A 17,348-nucleotide genomic window follows, 5' to 3' on the forward strand; every position below is an offset into this window, starting at 1 on the left:
TCCTTTAATCCATTGCCGGGCTCGTCGGCGCTCTGCGACCGTCGTTGCGTATCCGCGGCCGGTCGGCCTCCCGAAACCGGCCGGCCGTACGTCGTGTACGGAACGAGGGAGTCCCCCAGCGTGGCCGGAAGCATCGAGGTCCGCGGTCTGTCCCGCACCTTCCACACCACCGTCCGGCGTCCGGGCCTCTCCGGCGCCCTGCGATCCCTGGTCAACCCCGAACGCGTCGAGAAGCACGCGGTCTCCGACATCACCTTCGACGTCGCCCCCGGCGAACTCCTCGCCCTGCTCGGCCCGAACGGCGCGGGCAAGTCGACCACCATCAAGATGCTCACCGGCATCCTCACCCCGAGCTCCGGCCACGCCCGGGTCGCCGGCGTCGTGCCGTACCAGGAGCGGGAGCGCAACGCCCGTAACATCGGGGCGGTGTTCGGGCAGCGCACCCAGCTGTGGTGGGACCTGCCGGTGCGGGAGTCGTTCGCGATCCTGCGGGACATCTACGAGGTGCCGAGGGCCGAACACGCGGCACGGCTGCGGGAGTTCGACCAGCTCCTCGATCTCTCCGCGTTCTGGGACACCCGGGTCCGGCACCTCTCGCTCGGCCAGCGGGTGCGCTGCGACCTGGCGGCGGCCCTGCTGCACGACCCGCCGGTGGTGTTCCTGGACGAGCCGACCATCGGCATGGACGTGGTGGTGAAGGAGCAGGTCCGCGAGTTCCTGCGGTACCAGGTGGCCGAGCGCGGCCGTACCGTGCTGCTGACCACGCACGACATGACCGAGGTCGAGCGGCTCGCCGAGCGGGTGGTGCTGGTCAACCACGGGCGGCTGGTGCTCGACGGCACCCTGGACGAGATCCGCCGCACCTTCGGCTCGACCTGGCAGGTGCGGGCCACCCTCACCGACCCGCACACCCCGGTCGGCCCGCTGCCGGGCATCACTCTGGTGAGCCGGGACGGCCCCCAGGTGGTGTTCGGCCCGGACGGCCCGGCCGCGCCCACGGTCCACAAGGCGCTGAAGCTGGTCATCGAGCGGTACGAGGTGACGGGCGTGGCGGTGGACGAGGCCGACCTGGAGGACGTCATGCGGGCGGCCTACGTGCAGGCCGAGGCGGTCTGAGATGGCCCTGTCCTACGGCTGGCGGGCCGCCCGGGTCACCCCGCTCGGCGAGCTGTACACCCCGCCCCGGATCACCGGGGTCCTGCTGCGGCTGACCGTGCAGGTGGTGCTGGTGGCCTCGCTGTGGCGCGGCCTGTACGCCCAGTCCGGTACGACCGCGGGTCTCGACCGCGGCCAGGCGGTGACGTACGCGGTGATGGCCGTACTGGCCTCCCGGCTGCGGGAGCTGGACCAGTACGCGGGCCGGGACACGGTCATGCAGCATGTGCACTTCGGCACGATCGTCTACTGGTATCTGCGTCCGATGCCGCCCCGGCGCTACCACGCCCTGCGCGCGATCGGCGAGCAACTGTACGGCCTGACCTGGGCGTTGACCGGATACGTGGTCTGTCTTGCGGTCGGAGTCGTGCAGCCGCCGGGTTCGGCGGCGGTGGCCGGCGTGTTCGTCCTCAGCCTCGCGCTGGGCCAGTTGGTCCTCTACCACGTCATGCTCCTCATCGACCAGCTGTGCTTCTGGACGCTGCGGAACACCGCCGCGATGCTGATCCTGGTCTTCGCGCAGAACCTGCTGTCCGGGGTGTACGCGCCGCTGTGGTACTTCCCGCACTGGTTCATCACGCTGAGTTCCTTCCTGCCCTTCCAGGCGACCCTGAGCGTGCCGCTGTCGCTGTACGTGGGCCGCATCCCGCTGTCGGACGCCCCCTTCCAGCTGGGCGTCCAGGCCGCCTGGGTCGTGGCCCTCTACCTGTTCACCCGGTTCGTGTGGCGGCGGGCCGCCCGCCGTGTGATCTCGCAAGGAGGCTGAGGCCGATGAACGCCGTACGGATCATGTGGCGCATCACGCGCCTCAACTTCCGCGCCCAGCTGGAATACCGCACCGAGTTCCTGATGATGATCGCGATCGGCGCGGTCTGGCAGGTGTCGGTGATCGTGTTCGCGACGGTGCTGCTCACCCGGTTCGCCGGGATGGGCGGCTGGGACAGCAGCGACGTCCTGCTGATCCCGGCGACCCGCATGCTGGCGCACGGCCTGTTCGTACTCCTCCTGGGCCGGGTGCACGGCCTGGGCCGGAGCATCCAGGAGGGCAGGATCGACGCCTATCTCCTGCGCCCGCTGCCCGTCTACCGCCAGGTCCAGCTGGAGTTCTTCCCCACCAACGCGATCGGCGACCTGACGGTGGCGGCCGGCCTGATGGTGGGCGCGCTCAGCCGCAGCGACCTGGACTGGACGGCGGGCCGCGTCGGCTACCTGGTCGCGGCGGTCCTGGGCGGGATGCTCCTGGAGGCGGCCCTCTTCACGGTGGTGGCCTGCGCCTCGCTGCGCTACCCGGCCGCCGACTACTGGGGCCGCTGGCTGGAGGAACTCCTCGGCACCTTCGGCAGCTACCCCCTGAACGTCCTCCCCCGCGCGGTGGGCGGCCTCCTCACCTACGGCCTCCCCCTCGCCTTCGTCGCCTACTTCCCGGCGGCGGTCCTCACCGGCCACGGCCACTCGACCGGCGTCCCCTACTGGCTGGCGGCCGGTTCCCCGCTCCTCGGCCTCCTCGCCTACCTGGCGTCACGCAGGCTGTGGCGGTGGGCGCTGGGCCACTACACGGGGGTGAACGGCTGACCGGCCGAGGAAGATCCCGAAGGGCGTCGGTTCGCCGGTGGGCGCTCGGCGTAGGGTTGGCGGGACGCGGAAGGGGAGCCGTGACGTACGAGGCGCGGCGGGCGGAGCGCACGAAGCAGACAGCGGTCGGGCAACCGCTGTGGAGGCAAAGGGACTTCGGCTTCTTCTGGCTCGCCCAGACGCTGTCCGTGCTCGGCGACTCCTTCAGTCTCGTCGCGCTGCCCCTGCTGGTCCTCCAGGCGACCGGCTCGGTGGCCCGGATGGGCCTGCTCACCGCCGTCGGCGGAGTCGCGATGGTGCTGGCGGCGGTCTTCGCCGGGGTGGTCGTGGACCGGGTCGACCGGCGGAAGCTGCTCATCGCCTGCGACCTGGTCCGTATGGTCCTCTACGGCCTGGTCCCGGTCGTCTGGCTCGCCGGGCCGCATCTCTGGCTGCTGTACGTGGTCCTGCCGCTGTGCGAGGCCGTCGGCATGCTCTTCGCCGTCGGGTACGTCACCGTCGTACGGGGACTTGTCGACGTCACCCGGCTCACCGAGGCCAACGGGAGGGTCAACGCCACCGCGGCGGCGGCCGGTGTCCTCGGTCCCCTGGGCGCGGGTCTGATGGCCGCCTGGACGGGGCCGGCCGACGCGGTGGCCGTGGACGCGGCGAGCTATGCCGTGTCGGCGGCCCTGCTGTTGCTGGTCCGGGTCCGGGAACGCGCCGGGGACGACCAGCCGGCCGGGAAGCGGGGCGTGTGGCGTGACCTGCGCACCGGGATCGGCTACCTGGTCCGGCACCCCGTCCTGCGGTCGGTCACCGGGCTGCTCGCCGTCTTCAGCTTCCTCAGCCTCGGCATCAACGACCTGGTCATCTACCACCTCAAGCACGACCTCGGCCACGACGACGGCACGGTGGGCACGGTGCTGGCGGTCGGCGCGGTCGGCACGATCACCGGGGCGCTGCTGGTCGCCCGGCTCCGGCGGCGGCTGGGCTTCGGGCCGACCTGGATCGCGTCGATGACGGTGTGCGGACTGGCCTTCGCCGGGCTCGGCCGGGTGGACTCGGTGCCCGTGGTGGCCGTCCTGTGCGCGGTCTACCTGGCCTGCGTGGGGGTGGCGGGCACCTGTTCCATGTCCCTGCGCCAGGAGATCACCCCGGAACCCCTGCTGGGCCGGGTCACCTCCGCCCACTGGACCCTCCAGTACGCGCTGGCCCCGGCCGGCGCCGCCCTCCTCACCTGGGCGGCCGAGCGGTACGGCACCGCCGCCGTGGCCGCCGTCGCCGGTGTCTGCTGCACACTGACCGGCCTCGCCGCCCTCGGCACCCCGATCAGAAGGGCGGCGCCACTGCCCGCGGCGGCCGCGCCGGAACACGGCAACCTTCCCCGCGCCGGCGACGACCAGGAGGCATGACTTCCGCACCACGCACCACACGCCACCGCCGCGTCCACGCCTTCCGCAGGCCCGCGATCGGCGCACTCGCGGCCGCCGGTCTGCTGGCCGGCGCCTGGTACGCCACCGCCGGCGCGGCGACGACCCCCGACCTCCGGGTCACGTCCACGGCGGTGAGCCTCAGCGCCAGGTACCCCTATCTGTCGGCCGGTTACAACAACACCCGGGAGTGGAACCGGACCGCCACCGCGGTCGCCCCCAACGGCAGGATCCGGGTCGCCTGGCCCGCCGCCGACGGCGTCCATGTCACCCCGCTCACGGCGGCCGGCAAGCGGTCCGGGGCCGACACGGTCGTCAAGGGCGCCAAGGAGGTCGGCGGCCTGGTCGCCCACGACGACGGCTTCGCGCTGCTCACCCGGGTCTCCGACAGCAACAAGTGGAAGGAGACGGCCGCCGCGATCGTCCGCTACACGGGTGGCAGGAAGACCTGGTCCGCCAAGCTCACCGGCACCGCCTCCCACGACACCTCCCCCACCCTCGACGGCCAGCTCACCTGGAACGGCTCCAGATACGGCGCCTACTTCGTGGTGCATGGCGCGGGCGGCTTCGCCGACGGGCACTACGGCGACAAGCTGTCGTACGTCAGTGCCAAGGGCGCGAAGCTCGGCGGCGGTTGGAGCTGGGGGTGCAGCCACGACGAGGGCATAGCCCTGCACGCCGAGACCTCCGGCGCCTTCACCTCCCTCTGCTTCGACGACTGGCGTTCGGGGCTGTTCGTCTCCACCGGCATCGGCGCCCCGGACGTCGCTCCGGTGGTCCAGCGCGAGCAGTGCTGGGCGGGCTACTGCGGCGGTACCTTCCCGAGCCGCACCGGCGACCTGGTGAAGTCGTCGACCGGCAGGTACGCGACGGCGTTCGCCTCCCGGGGCGCCGCCTCCGCGAAGAAGAACCCGGACGACTCCAGCGGGCGCGGCTGGACGGTCACCGCGAAGACCGCCGTCCACCAGGTCGCCGTCGCCTTCCTCAAGAACCGCAACTCCGGCCCCGGCAAGGCCGTTTACCTCACCAGCGCCAAGACCGTCGAGAACGTCAACGTGCACGTCGCCCCCTACGGCAAGGACCGGCTCCTGCTCTCCTGGGAGTCCCTGAAGAACGCCAAGTGCTCGGCCGGCACCTGCACCGGCACCTTCACCGGCACGCATCTGCGGCTGGTCGACTGGAGCGGCAGGTTCGTCAGCGCCGACAAGGTGGTGAGCGCGCGGATCACCGGTGACATCGCGGTCCTCAAGGACTCCGCCCTCACCTGGGCCTACGCGCCGGTCACCCCGGCCTACGGCACTCCGCTCACCGGGGCGTCCCCGACCACGACGACGCTGCGGATCGCCCGTCTCACGCCGTGACGGGTGCCGCCGTACCTCCGTCGGCGCCGAGCGCCGCTGCCATCCGGCGCATGACCTCGACGGGCAGCGCCGGATTGTTGGCGGCCTCCTCGGCGGTGTCATGGTGCCGCAGCAGGCGGGTCAGCAGCCTTACCGGCAGGTGAGGGTGGCGGGTGGCCGCGTGTCGGATGTTCTGGTGGGGGTCCTCCAGCAGCCGCGCGGCGGCGACGGCGGACAGCCGGGGGTCGGTCGCGGCTCGGTAACGCACTTCCTCACTGGGGTCGCGGCTGAGCCGTTCCACCAGGCCGGGCGTCGACTCCGGGTCGTCCAGGGCCAGTCGGCGCATGCGCGGGCTCGGGTCGTCCGCGTGGCGGAGGAGGTCGTGGCGGGGGAAGTTGGGGTGGCCGCGGGGGCGGTCGGGGACGCTCATGCTGCCGGTCCACCACTGCCACACCCGCAGCAGCATGTCGGCGGGCGCGTCGTCGCAGGACTCCGCGAGAAAGAGCTGTACGACCTGGTCCTCGTCGTCGGCGAGGCGGGCGACGACCTCCGGTGGCAGGTGCCGGGCGTGGGCGACGCTTCGGCGGACGAGCGGGTGGCTGGAGGCGGCCAGGCGGCGCATGGCCTCGTGGTCGTCATGGAGCGCCACGACCCACGGGAGTGCGTGGTGGCGGCTCTCCGGACGGAAGTCGATGAGGACCGCCCCGCGTTGCTCCTCGGTGAGGTCGCCCCGGATGGACACCTCCCAGCGCACGCGGGCGTCGGGGTCCTCGGCGAGCAGGGCGACCAGGTCGGGGTCCAGTCGCGGGTTCCTGGCGAGGGAACTGCGCTCGTCCGGTTCCCCGTGCCGTGCCAGGTGTTCCGCGAGACCGCGCTCCAGCCGGCAGCTCTCCAGCACCTCGGTCTTCGGGCGCCGGGACTCGTACACCGAGCGGGGCATCGGGTGGTCCCGGTGGTGCAGCACCTGGGCCCGCTCGCGTACCGTGCCGTCGGGGTCGGCCAGGAGCGCCGCCCGTGCCGCCGCGTCGAGACGCGGCCAGGCGACCGGGCAGGCCGCCGCCCGCACCTCACCGTCGGGGTCGGTGGTGGCCAGGGCGACCAGCACGGCGGTGGGCAGGTCCTTGAGGCGTACGGCCTCGCGGCGCACGCGTGCGGACGGATCCGCGGCGAGCCCGCGGCGGGTGCCCTCGGGCAGCTCGGCCTGGCGGTCGGCGGCTATCAGCGTGAGGACCCACCGGTACCGTTCCTCCCGCTCGCCCTCGATCACGCGCACCCACTGCTCGGGGGTGATGTTCAGCTGGACCTCGGCCGCGTGCGACCGGATCTTCCAGTCCGGGTGGGCCAGCATCGCGTCCACGACGTCCTCCGGCATGGCGCCGTACCTGGCGACGTGGGATCTCTCCAGCAGCAGCGGCCGAAGGTCCTTCGGGAAGGCCCGGTTGTACGAGAGACCGCGTGCCCAGGCGTCCAGCAGCTTCTCCGTGGGTCCGGGCCCCCGGAACAGCCCCTCCCAGGCGGCCGCCCGGTCCTCCTCGGTCTCCGCGGCGGCGGCCTGCGCGGCCGCCTCCTGCCGCTCCCTGATCCGGTCGACGGCGACGAGCCAGACCGTGTACTCCTCCGTCGTGGCCCCCACCAGGGCGTCCCCGTCCAGGGAGAGCGTCACGAACTCCGGCTGTCCGGGCCGCTCACCGAAGACTCCCGCGAGGTCCCAGGCGTCGGTGAGCCGAACCCGTACCCAGCGCCTGCTCGGATTGCCGGAGAAGTTGGCGAGGAACACCCCGTCCCCGTTGAACAGTCCCGCCTCGGACGCCAACCGACGCCACTGCGCGTTGAGTTCCGCGACCGAATCGGGCCGGTCGAGCGCGACCTCCACGGTCGGCTCCGCCTCCCACGCGATCACGTACCGCCACGCCACCGACGGCGGCACCACGTCCTCGACACACGGGTCCGCCACCAGCTCCAGCCCGGCCCGCCCCAGCAGTTCGGTCAGCTCGTCTCTCCACCCCATGATCCACATACTGCCCGACGCGGGTCAGTCCGGCGCGGTGTGCTCCACATCAACTCCGGAGTCCTGCCACCGGACCCGCAGGCCTGGACCGTCGCTCCACAGGACCGCCAGCTCCCGGGTCCCCTCGGCGCGCACGGTCACCGTCTCCCCCAGCGGCACGGCATCCGCCGCCCCGGTGAGCCGGCTCAGCGCGACGAACAGGGTCGGGCCCTCCCCCGTGGCCCCGGTCAGCTCGGCGTCGAGGCCCACGACGGGCAGCAGTTCGGCCCGGAGCCCCTCCGGTGCGGCCCAGCCGGTGACCCGTACCGGCGTCCCCGGTTCCGCCCCGGCCACCAGGAAGGCCCGCACCTCCACGGCCCCGCGCACCAGCACGGCACTCGTCACACGAGCCCCCGAGGCGGCCGTGTGCCGGGAGGCCGCCCAGCCCTGCCCGACGCCCAGCGGCACGATGTCCGTCCGGCTCGGATCGCCGCCGACGAGCACGCTGTTGTCGTACGACGCCGACGGCTCGGTCACGGTCGAGTAGCCGAGCCGGGTGTAGTAGGGGTCGTAGCGGACGTCCTCGCTGCCGTGGTTGTGGAGGCGGACGACGCCGTCCGAACGCGTGGACTGGAGCAGCCAGTTGGCGGGCGCGATCGGCGTGACCGCGTCGGCATGCTCGGCCGGGCCCGGTTCCTCCGGCACCGTCCACACCGCGTGGTCCGGCGGGAGCAGCAGGCCGAGGAAGCCCTTGCTCGCCCAGTACGGGGACGCCGGCCCCGAATAGCCTTGCAACACCGCCACGTTGGGCCCGTGCCAGCCGAGGGTCAGGAGTCCGTGGGCGTCCGCCGCGCCCCGGTCCAGGAAGTACTTCAGCGCTCCGGAGGCCAGCCGCCGGGTCTCCCCGGGGGCCAGGGGGGTACGGCCGGTGAGGGCGCCCAGCCAGAGCGGGGCCGTGGTCGCGAAGCGGTAGGTCAGCGAGCGGCCCTGGTGCATCGGGGCACCGTCACCGCCGAACAGCCGTGCGTAGTCGGCGAGATGGCGTTCCAGGCGGCCGCCGTACAGGTCGAGCAGCTGCTCGTCGCCGGCCAGCCAGGCGTGCAGCACCGGGTAGAGGTGCATGGCCCAGCCGTTGTAGTAGTCGAACTTGCGGCCGTCGCCGTCGGTGTACCAGCCGTCGCCGACGTACCACTCCTCGATGCGGGCCAGGCCGTGGTCGACCGCCTTGTGCGCGGCCTCCGGCTCATACCCGACCTCGGCGAGGAAGCCGCCGACCGTCACCGGGAACAACTCCCAGTTGCAGGGCCAGGGTTCGGCGGTCAGCGCGTCGGCGAGCCAGGCCGCGGCACGCTGTCGTACCCCGTCGTCGAGGCGGTCCCAGAGCAGGGGTCGGGTCAGGCGCAGGGCGAGGGCGACGGAGGCGGCCTCCACCAGCGGCTGGCCGCGGTCCTCGATCCGTGGCCAGACGCCCGACACACCGGCCGCGAGCCCGTCGGCGTACCGCTGGAGCGCGGTCTCGTCCCGGCGGAAGGCTGCGAGGAGCAGGGTGCGGGCGTAGCCCTCCAGGCCGTCGGAGAGGCGCCCCGACCAGCTCTGGTGGTCGCCGGGGAGGTGGTAGAGGGCACGGTCCGGGGTGGCGTACGGCTCCACGGCGGCGAGCAGGGTGTCGGCCGCGGCCTCCCAGTGGGCGCGGGTGTAGCCGGTGCGCGGGCTGAGACCGCGGTCCTCGGGAGGCAGCTGCATCGGTGCTCTTTCTCGCTCGTGCCGAACCTCGTGCCGAACCTCGTACCGAACCTCGTGCCGTCAGGACCTGGGGCGCCCCGGTTCCGGTCGGGACGCCCCAGGGGCTCATCCCACCCGCACGGTGCCCCGGGGCACCAGATGCCGGGCGAGCAGTTCGTCACGCACCAGGCCCGCGTAGACGGTGGCTCCGTACGCGGAGGTGTGCGTGTTGTCCTTCTTCTCGTTGTACAGGTACAGCGCCTTGGAGCCCTCCACGCCGAGGGACTCCACGAGCGCCTTGGTCCTCGCCGTGAGGTCGATCAGCGGAACGTCCTCGGCGGCGGCGACCGAGCGGATCACCTCAGGATGATTGACGCCGAGCCCGTTGACCAGAAGCGCGATGTCGTTGTTGAGCGTGCCGTCGGAATTGAACCAGCGGCGCACGATCGGTGTCACCAGTACCGGCCGTCCGCCCTTCTCCCGTACGCCCGCCACCAGCGTCTCCAGATTCGCGCGGTAGGTCGCCTCGTCGGTCGTCTTGTCGTTGTGCGCCAGCTGGATCAGGACCAGGTCACCGCGGCGGATCAACGGCTGGACGGTACCCCAGAGTCGAGGGTTCTGGAGGTAGGTCACCGTACTTTCCCCGGAGTCCGCGTAGTTGGCGACGGAGACGCCCCGGCGCAGGAACCGCGGGAGCTGCTGGCCCCAGCCGGAGTACGGGTCGGCGGGCTGGTCGCAGACGGTGGAGTCGCCGACCAGGAAGAGTCGGCGGGTGTGGCGGGCGGCGGTCACCCGGATGCCGGCGAGCGCGGGTGCCGAGCCGCCGATCGCCAGGTCGAGGCCGGGCGTTCCGTCGGGTCCGGTCGGCTCGCCCTCCGGCGTCCGGACGTTCACGGTGAAGCTGCGGGTGATGTGCCGTCCCGCCGCGGCGGACGTCTCGGGGAGCAGCGAGCGCCGGGTCTCCCCGCTGATGCTCGTGCTGGACGCGGCCGCGCCGCCGAGCCGGACCGTCACGTCGTAGTCGCCCGGCGGGACACCGAAGTGGCAGGCGGCGGCGGTGCAGTCCGCGAGGGAGAGCGGCGGCCGCCGTTCATGGGCCTGGGCCGGGGAGCCTGTCAGGCCGGTGGCTGTGCTGAGGACGACCGCCGCGGCCACGGCGGCACGGACACCGTTGAAACGTCTCACTCGGGACTCCTCCGTCACGGTGACAGGGCCTGGCCGGGACCGTACCGCCACTCACAAGCGCTTTCTAGACCTTGGACTGATTTCACAGGACTGCCAACTCCGGGACCGTGAAAGCCCTTTCGCGAAATCGATTCAACTGCCACTCTCACAGTCACCCGCAACCCCGCCCCCCGAAGGAGGCACCCCCATGTCCGGAGTCAACGGGAGACCCCTCGGACGCCGTACCTTCGTCCTCGGCAGCGCGGCCGCCGCCGGCACCGCCGCCCTCACCGGCCCGCTCGCCGGCACCGCCTCGGCCGCGAGCTTCGGCTGGTCCGACGACGGCTCCAACTACGTCGTCGACACCGGCGCCGGCCTGGTCTTCAAGGTCAGCAAGACCAACGGCGACCTGACCTCGCTGGTCTACAAGGGCACCGACTACCAGGGCTACGGCGGCAAGAACTCGCACGTCGAGTCGGGCCTCGGCACCTCCACGGTGACCATCGCCCAGTCCGGCACCACGATCCTGATCTCGGTCACGTACGGCACGCTGAAGCACTACTACGCGGCCCGCAGCGGCGAGAACAACGTATACCTGTGGACCAACAAGGCCGACTCGTCGGTCAGCGCCACCCGCTACATCGTGCGCGTCAAGGCCGGCCTGTTCCTCAACGACGAGCCGGACTCCTACACCTACGCGCCCACCGTCATCGAGTCCGCGGACGTCTTCGAGAAGTCCGACGGCCAGACCCGCGCGAAGCACTACTCCAAGCTGCGGGTGATGGACTACGACTACATCGGCTGGACCACCGGCAGCGTCGGTCTGTGGATCGTGCGCAGCAACCACGAGAAGGCCTCCGGCGGCCCGTTCTACCGCTCGCTGCTGCGCCACCAGAGCGCGGACGGCGGCGGGCTGTACGAGATCCTGTACTACGGCGAGAACCAGACCGAGTCGGAGCGCTACGGCCTCCAGGGCCCGTACGTCATCGCCCTCACGGACGGCGGGGCACCCTCCTCCGCCCTCTACCCGGGCACCCTCACCACCTCGTGGGCCGACTCGCTCGGCATCTCCGGATACGTCGCGGCGAGCGGCCGGGGCAAGGTCGCGGGTGTCGGGATCAGCGGCCGGAACACGGCGTACGCCTATACCGTCGGGCTCGCCAACTCCGCGGCGCAGTACTGGGGTTCGGCGCGTGCGTCGGACGGCTACTTCTCCATCGGTGGCGTGCTCCCGGGGACGTACACGCTGACCGTCTTCAAGGGCGAACTGGCGGTGTACAGCACGTCGGTGACGGTGACCGCGGGTGGCACGACCACGCTCAACACCCTCGCGATCCCGTCCTCGAACGATCCCGGTAACGCGAGCGCGATCTGGCGGATCAACAACTGGGACGGCACGCCGGGCGGGTTCAAGAACGCCGACCTGATGACGTACGCCCATCCGTCGGACGTGCGGGCCGCGTCCTGGACCGGGAACGTGGTCATCGGCAGCGGCACGGAGACCTCGTCCTTCCCCTGCTATCTGTGGAAGGACGTCAACAGCGGGATCATCGTCTACTTCAAACTGACGGCCGCCCAGGCCGCCGCCGCGCACACCCTGCGGATCGGCGTGACGACGGCCTACGCGAACGGCCGGCCGCAGGTCGTCGTCAACGACACCTGGACCTCCGCCGTCCCCTCGCCGCCCACCCAGCCGAGCACCCGGTCGCTGACCGTGGGCTCCTACCGGGGCAACAACCACACGTTCACCTACAGCGTCCCGGCATCCGCCTGGCTGACGGACACCAGCGCCTACAACACGCTGAAGATCTACGTGGCGAGCGGCTCGGGAACGACGTCCTTCCTCAGCGCCGGCACCTCGATCGACGCGATCGACCTGCTGACCTGATCTGGTCCGGCATCAGGTACCGCGCGTCCACTGCTGGTTCGTGCCGCCGTTGCACGTGTACGTGATGAGGGCGGCCGAGTTGGCGGTGGACGCGCCGTTCACGTCCAGGCACTCACCGCTGGTCCGGGCCTTGATATTGACGTAGGAGCCGGAGGTGACGACCGACCACTGCTGGGCCGTGGCACCCGTGCAGTCCTCCTGGGTGACGTCGGTGGAGTTCTCCTGGAGGCAGAGCGAACTGCCCCGGCCCATCAGCTCGTAGTAGCCGGTGCCCAGGTCCTTGAACCACCACTTCTGGTTGGTGCCGCTGTTGCAGGTGTACTGGCTGATCGCGACCCCTTCCCAGAGGGACTGGTTCGGGACGTCGGCGCACTTGGAACTGTGCCGGGCGATCAGGGTGTTGTAGGTGGCGCCGGTGCCGGAGACCGTCCCGGCGGTCGTGTCGAGGGACACCTCCGGGTACCAGGACATCGACATCGTGGTGGTGGTCGGGAAGGTCAGCGGGAGCCAGACATAACGGGAGTCGTTGACGGTGCCGCCGAAGGAGTTGCCCCAGCGGTCGCCCAGGTAGAGGTACGAGGTGCCGGAGGTGCCGGTGACCGGGAGGACGTACGCGGTCTGGGAGTTGTAGGCGGTGGAGTCGCCGACGTTGGTGAACGCCGTCCAGGGGCCGGAGAGCGAGGTCGCGGTGGCGTACTGCTGCTGGTTGGCGCTCCAGCCGGTGGCGCCCGACGTCAGCATGAAGTACACGCCGTTGCGCTTGAAGAGGGCGGGCGCCTCGCGGTGGCCGCCCGCCCAGGGGTTGGCGACCAGGCTCGCGATGGCGGTGTAGTCGGCGGTGAGCCTGTAGATGTGCAGGTCGTAGTTCTCGTTGGCGGCCGAGACCATGTAGGCGGTGCCGTCGGTGTCGACGAACGTCGTGATGTCCCGGGACATGTACTGGCCGAGCGGCTGGAAGCTGCCCTGGTAGGTGTAGGTCCCGTCGACGGTGTCGGAGACGGCGACGGCGGCGCGGGCCTCGCTGTAGTCGACGCCGTTCTCCTTGTGCATCCACATGACGAACTTGCCGGTGGCGGCGTTGTAGATGACCTTCGGACGCTCGATGTAGGCGGTGCCGAGTTCGGCGGCGGAGGACCGGGTGAGGACGTGGTTGCGGAACTCCCAGGTCTTCAGGTCGGTGGAACGGTAGGCGTCCACGTACTTGAAGGTGTTGTCGGAGTTGCGGTCCTCGCCGAACCAGTAGTAGTACGAGCCGACCTTGACGACCCCGCCGCCGTGGGCGTGGACGATGTTCCCCGAGGTGTCGGTGAACTGTGTGCCGTTGGTGACGGTCTGGGCGGCGGCCGCGGCCGGGCCCGCGGTGGCCAGGGCGCCGATCACCGCCAGACAGAGGGACAGCAGGATCGCGTACGCACGTCTCATCTCACACACGCTCCTTCAGGTTCGAGATCACGAACGGCGGTTGCCATCACGAACGTTGTGATCGCCGAAAAGGTAAGGGTGTGTTACGGGCAGGTCAACGGGTCTGACGAGACAAGGGGGAAAGCGATTTCCAACCGATCGCGGACCGGCCGCGTTTTTCTGTTATCCGGCGCCTTCCACCGCGTCTCCGATGACGTGCGCAGCCACCTCCACACCACCGCAGCGGCCGTCGGCGCCCTCGCCGCCCTCCTGGCCTCCGCTCCCCCGGCGTCAGCCGCCGGCCCCCGGGACGTCACCGCCGACGTACTGGCCGACAGGGACGTGACCCTCACCGGCGACACGGTCGTCACCGTGCCGGCCGGGACGACGACGTACGACGGCGTCCTGCACGGCGAGGGCACGCTCACCGTGCGCGGCGGCGGCACGCTGGTCCTCACCAGGGACAGCGACTTCACGCTGCCGAAGTCCCGGCAACGGCAGGTCGTGCGCACCCAGGGCGGCAACCACCCGTACACGACCGTCACCCACCCCGACCCACCCGCGATCACCGTCGAGCGCGGCACGACCCTCCAGTACGGCACGGGCGGCGGCACCGGCCTGATCGGCCACTTCCCTTACAACACCCCCGGCTACCAGCTGAACCAGCTCAACGTCCGGGTCGACGGCACCCTGCGCCTGTCCCTCACCCGCACCTTCAACATCGGCACGATCAGCGGCTCGGGCCTGGTCACCCAGCCCCGCAACATGTGGGGCACCCTCGACCTGGCCGGCACCCACCCCTTCACCGGGGTCATCGACAACGGCACCGGCATGGCGGTCGGCCGCCCCGAATACCCGGTGGCGCTGCCCCACGCCCGCGCGATCCTCAACCGGGGCTCCTGGATCATCGACACCCCGCTGAACCAGACCATCACCCTGCGGCAGGACTTCTACCAGCGGGAGTACGGCAGTGACGTCAACGTCCACTCGCGGCCGGGCAGCACGGTGGTCCTCACCGGCCAGTACAGCTACAGCGACCGGGGCGGCGACACCCACCCGTCGCTCAGCGACGCGGCCCTCAACTGGAGGCCGATCGCACACCAGTTGAACAAGCGGGGCACCAACATCGAGGGCGCCGACGTGCGGTGGGGCGACGGCACCACCCGTCGCATCTTCATGCCGGGAACGAAGGACACCGTCTACATCAACCTGCACGAGGCGAGCGGCCGCCGCTCCCGGCTCACCTTCGACTACGACGGCCCGGTGACGCTGGGCGCCCCCATCGGCGGCGGCCGCTACCACGACACGCTGGCCGCACCCGGCGCCGGGGACATCGTGATCGCGGGCACGCGCGGCAACGACGTGACCTTCGCGGCCGCCCAGGACTACGACGGTTCGACCACGGTCGAGAAGGGCGCGGTGCTGCGCCTGGGCTCGGGCGCGAAGGGCGGCGACGGCTCCCTGCTGACCGGCACGGAGCGGCGCCGGATCGTGAACGACGGCACGCTGTACGTCCGCAACACGTCGGCTCCCGTGACACTGGAGTACCTGGGCGGCGCGGGGTCACTGGTCCAGTCGGGCACGGCGACGACCACGCTGAGCGGAAACGCGGTGACGTACACGGGAACGACGACCGTGAGCGGCGGCACGCTGGCGCTGCGGTCCGGAGCGACTCTCGTGCACAGCAAGGCGATCCGGCTCACGTCGGCGACCGCCCGGCTGGACGTGGGGCCGGCCGGCCTGCGGGTCGCCACCGCCCTGTCCGGCAAGGGCACGGTGCGGGGCTCGGTGACCAACGACAGCCTGGTGGCGGGCGGGGTGACGGTGCGGGGCGACTACACCCAGCACCAGCGGGGTGAACTGGTCCTGCGGGACAAGCCGTTGAAGGTGACGGGCCGCCTCACCCTGGCCGGCGCCCTCGACATGTCCGCCGCGGGCAGGTCCCCGGCCGGCCGTGTCACGGTGATCGACCACACCGGCACCGCCCGCACCACCGGCTCCTTCGACGGTCTGCGCGAGGGCGCCGAGGTCAAGCTGGCCGACACGGTCTACCGGCTCACCTACCGGGGCGGCGACGGCAACGACGTGGTCCTGGACTCGAAGCAGACGACGAAGGCCGCCCCGAAGGCCGACACCGCCGGCGCGGCCTCCACCGCTCCCCCGGCCGTGACCACCCGCACCGCCGCCGACTCCTCACAGGCCTTCGGCTGGTGGCCCTACGCCCTGGCCCTCGGCCTCCTCGGCGGCCTGATGGTCCCGGCGGGCCTGCGCAGCCAGAAGAAGGGGCGGCGGAGGGGCGGCGGGCGACACGCGGCATGACCCGGGACGGCACCCGGTCGGCCGCGGGGCCCTGCCGTCAGCCGGCGGCCGTCAGCACGGATCGGCCGGCGGCGCGCACCTGGACCGGCCCGTCTTCCGCGCTGCTCCCGCACCGGGCCGGTCGCCGGCGGACGATCAGGTGCTCGCAGCGTGTCGGGCATGCGAGTGTGCGTGTATCTCGACGCGTACGGGCGAAGACGACTGCGCGGGCTCCTCGGGGGACGGCGGCACGTGGGGCGGTGCGACGTCGTTCGCCGGATCGTCCGTACCCACCGTCGCGCCCCCGTCGGCGACGGGACCCTTCGCGACGGGCGACGCACGGTGGCCGAACAGGACGGCTGCCAGTCCCAGCACGCTCCACAGGGCGAGGACAGCGATGTGGCCCGCGCTGTCATTGCCGTCGAAGTACGCCGTACCGCGTACGAGGCTCGCGCCGGCGCCCGGCGGCAGCCACTGGCCGATGTCGTCGACCGCCTTGGGCAGCAGCTCCGGTGCGGACGTGCTGCCGGAGAACGGGTTGCCGACGAAGACCATGAGCGCCGCGCTCAGCCCCAGCCCCGCCGAACCCACCAGCGAGACCACCCCGGCGGTGGTGGCACTGATGGCGAGCACGGTGAGTGCCAGGGAAGCCCAGGTCGCGAGGTGTTCGTGCGGCAGCGCACCGAGAAAGCCCTGGGCGACCACGTAGACCCCGAGCGCCGCCGCTCCGCTCACCAGGATCAGGGCCATGAGCAGTGCCGCAGGTCGCAGCCGCAGCGACAGCGCGGCCAAGGCGATGATGACGCCGCAGATCGTCAGCGGCAGCAGCGCCGAGCTGATGACCACACCCCGGGGGTCGGCTGCCGAGATCCGAACGACGTCCACGACCCGCACCCGGATCCGCGCGGGCTTCTCGGCGCCGGCCTTGCCTCCCTTGGAGCGTGCGGAGGTGCGGTGGGCGGACGAGGCGGCACGGTCCGCGGCCGCCTTGGATGCCCGGGCGGCCAGCTGCCGGCCCGTACTGCCCAGCAACTGGGCGACGGTCGGGCTCGCGGCAGTGGACTCCAGCACGGTGAGGCTGCCGGGGGTGACCACGAAGGCACCGTAGACGTCCCGCTCCCTGACAGCGGACCGCGCCGACTCCTCGTCGGGGTAGAGACGGAAGTCGAAGGCGCCCGGCCTGCTGTGCGCCAGGCCTTCGACCGCGGCCTGGCTCGCCGTGCTCGTGCCCACGATCCCCACGGGCAGGTCACGCGGCGCTATGCGTGCCGCGGGCCACGCGTAGGCCAGCACTGCCAGTGCGATCACCAGCGGCAATGCCACTGCCATGATGGCCACATGACGCCATGACTGGTTTCCCGCCAACGGGGTTCGCACGGTCTCGCCTCCCAAAAACGAATGATCGTTCT

At 71.5% G+C, this 17,348-nt stretch carries 12 protein-coding genes; 7 read left to right on the forward strand and 5 right to left on the reverse strand.

Annotated features, from left to right (window positions below):
• Window positions 1-120 precede the first annotated feature (120 nt).
• The 5 genes from ACZ5K7_RS01680 (at window position 121) to ACZ5K7_RS01700 (ending at window position 5,500) form a co-directional block, all read left to right on the forward strand.
• Window positions 121-1,116, forward strand: coding sequence for an ABC transporter ATP-binding protein (locus ACZ5K7_RS01680; RefSeq protein ID WP_468909232.1), 996 nt, complete (start codon window positions 121-123; stop codon window positions 1,114-1,116).
• Between the two features lies 1 nt (window position 1,117).
• Window positions 1,118-1,921, forward strand: a complete 804-nt coding sequence (locus ACZ5K7_RS01685; RefSeq protein WP_351697404.1) for an ABC transporter permease — start codon at window positions 1,118-1,120, stop codon at window positions 1,919-1,921.
• Between the two features lie 5 nt (window positions 1,922-1,926).
• Window positions 1,927-2,727 carry an ABC transporter permease gene (locus ACZ5K7_RS01690; protein ID WP_468909235.1) on the forward strand — a complete coding sequence of 267 codons (801 nt, stop codon included), beginning with the start codon at window positions 1,927-1,929 and terminating at the stop codon, window positions 2,725-2,727.
• 80 nt (window positions 2,728-2,807) lie between these two features.
• Window positions 2,808-4,121, forward strand: coding sequence for an MFS transporter (locus ACZ5K7_RS01695; RefSeq protein WP_468909238.1), 1,314 nt, complete (start codon window positions 2,808-2,810; stop codon window positions 4,119-4,121).
• Window positions 4,118-5,500, forward strand: coding sequence for a hypothetical protein (locus tag ACZ5K7_RS01700; RefSeq protein ID WP_468909240.1), 1,383 nt, complete (start codon window positions 4,118-4,120; stop codon window positions 5,498-5,500). The genes ACZ5K7_RS01695 and ACZ5K7_RS01700 overlap by 4 nt, the downstream gene beginning before the upstream one ends.
• Here ACZ5K7_RS01700 and ACZ5K7_RS01705 read toward each other — a convergent pair.
• The 3 genes from ACZ5K7_RS01705 to ACZ5K7_RS01715 form a co-directional block, all read right to left on the reverse strand.
• Window positions 5,490-7,487 carry a PE-PGRS family protein gene (locus tag ACZ5K7_RS01705; protein WP_468909242.1) on the reverse strand — a complete coding sequence of 666 codons (1,998 nt, stop codon included), beginning with the start codon at window positions 7,485-7,487 and terminating at the stop codon, window positions 5,490-5,492. The genes ACZ5K7_RS01700 and ACZ5K7_RS01705 overlap by 11 nt on opposite strands.
• 24 nt (window positions 7,488-7,511) lie before the next feature.
• The gene (locus ACZ5K7_RS01710) at window positions 7,512-9,209 is read right to left on the reverse strand and encodes a DUF2264 domain-containing protein (protein ID WP_468909244.1); all 1,698 of its coding nucleotides are present in this window, start codon (window positions 9,207-9,209) and stop codon (window positions 7,512-7,514) included.
• A 105-nt stretch (window positions 9,210-9,314) separates the two neighbouring features.
• Entirely contained in the window at window positions 9,315-10,373 is a 1,059-nt protein-coding gene (locus ACZ5K7_RS01715) for a rhamnogalacturonan acetylesterase (protein WP_468909247.1), read from the reverse strand.
• A 187-nt stretch (window positions 10,374-10,560) separates the two neighbouring features.
• Between ACZ5K7_RS01715 and ACZ5K7_RS01720 the strand changes: the two genes are divergently transcribed.
• Entirely contained in the window at window positions 10,561-12,240 is a 1,680-nt protein-coding gene (locus ACZ5K7_RS01720; protein ID WP_468909249.1) for a rhamnogalacturonan lyase B N-terminal domain-containing protein, read from the forward strand.
• 12 nt (window positions 12,241-12,252) lie between these two features.
• Here the strand turns inward: ACZ5K7_RS01720 and ACZ5K7_RS01725 are convergent, their stop codons facing one another.
• Window positions 12,253-13,662: an RICIN domain-containing protein gene (locus ACZ5K7_RS01725; protein ID WP_468909252.1), complete on the reverse strand. Its 1,410-nt coding sequence runs from the start codon at window positions 13,660-13,662 to the stop codon at window positions 12,253-12,255.
• Window positions 13,663-13,857: 195 nt separating this feature from the next.
• Here ACZ5K7_RS01725 and ACZ5K7_RS01730 point away from each other — a divergent pair, with 195 nt between their 5' ends.
• Window positions 13,858-15,960, forward strand: coding sequence for an autotransporter (locus ACZ5K7_RS01730; protein ID WP_468909255.1), 2,103 nt, complete (start codon window positions 13,858-13,860; stop codon window positions 15,958-15,960).
• 135 nt (window positions 15,961-16,095) lie between these two features.
• Here ACZ5K7_RS01730 and ACZ5K7_RS01735 read toward each other — a convergent pair whose 3' ends face one another.
• Window positions 16,096-17,268, reverse strand: a complete 1,173-nt coding sequence (locus tag ACZ5K7_RS01735; RefSeq protein ID WP_468909257.1) for an ABC transporter permease — start codon at window positions 17,266-17,268, stop codon at window positions 16,096-16,098.
• Window positions 17,269-17,348: the final 80 nt, after the last annotated feature.

Source organism: Streptomyces sp. NPDC031497 (genome assembly GCF_055580905.1).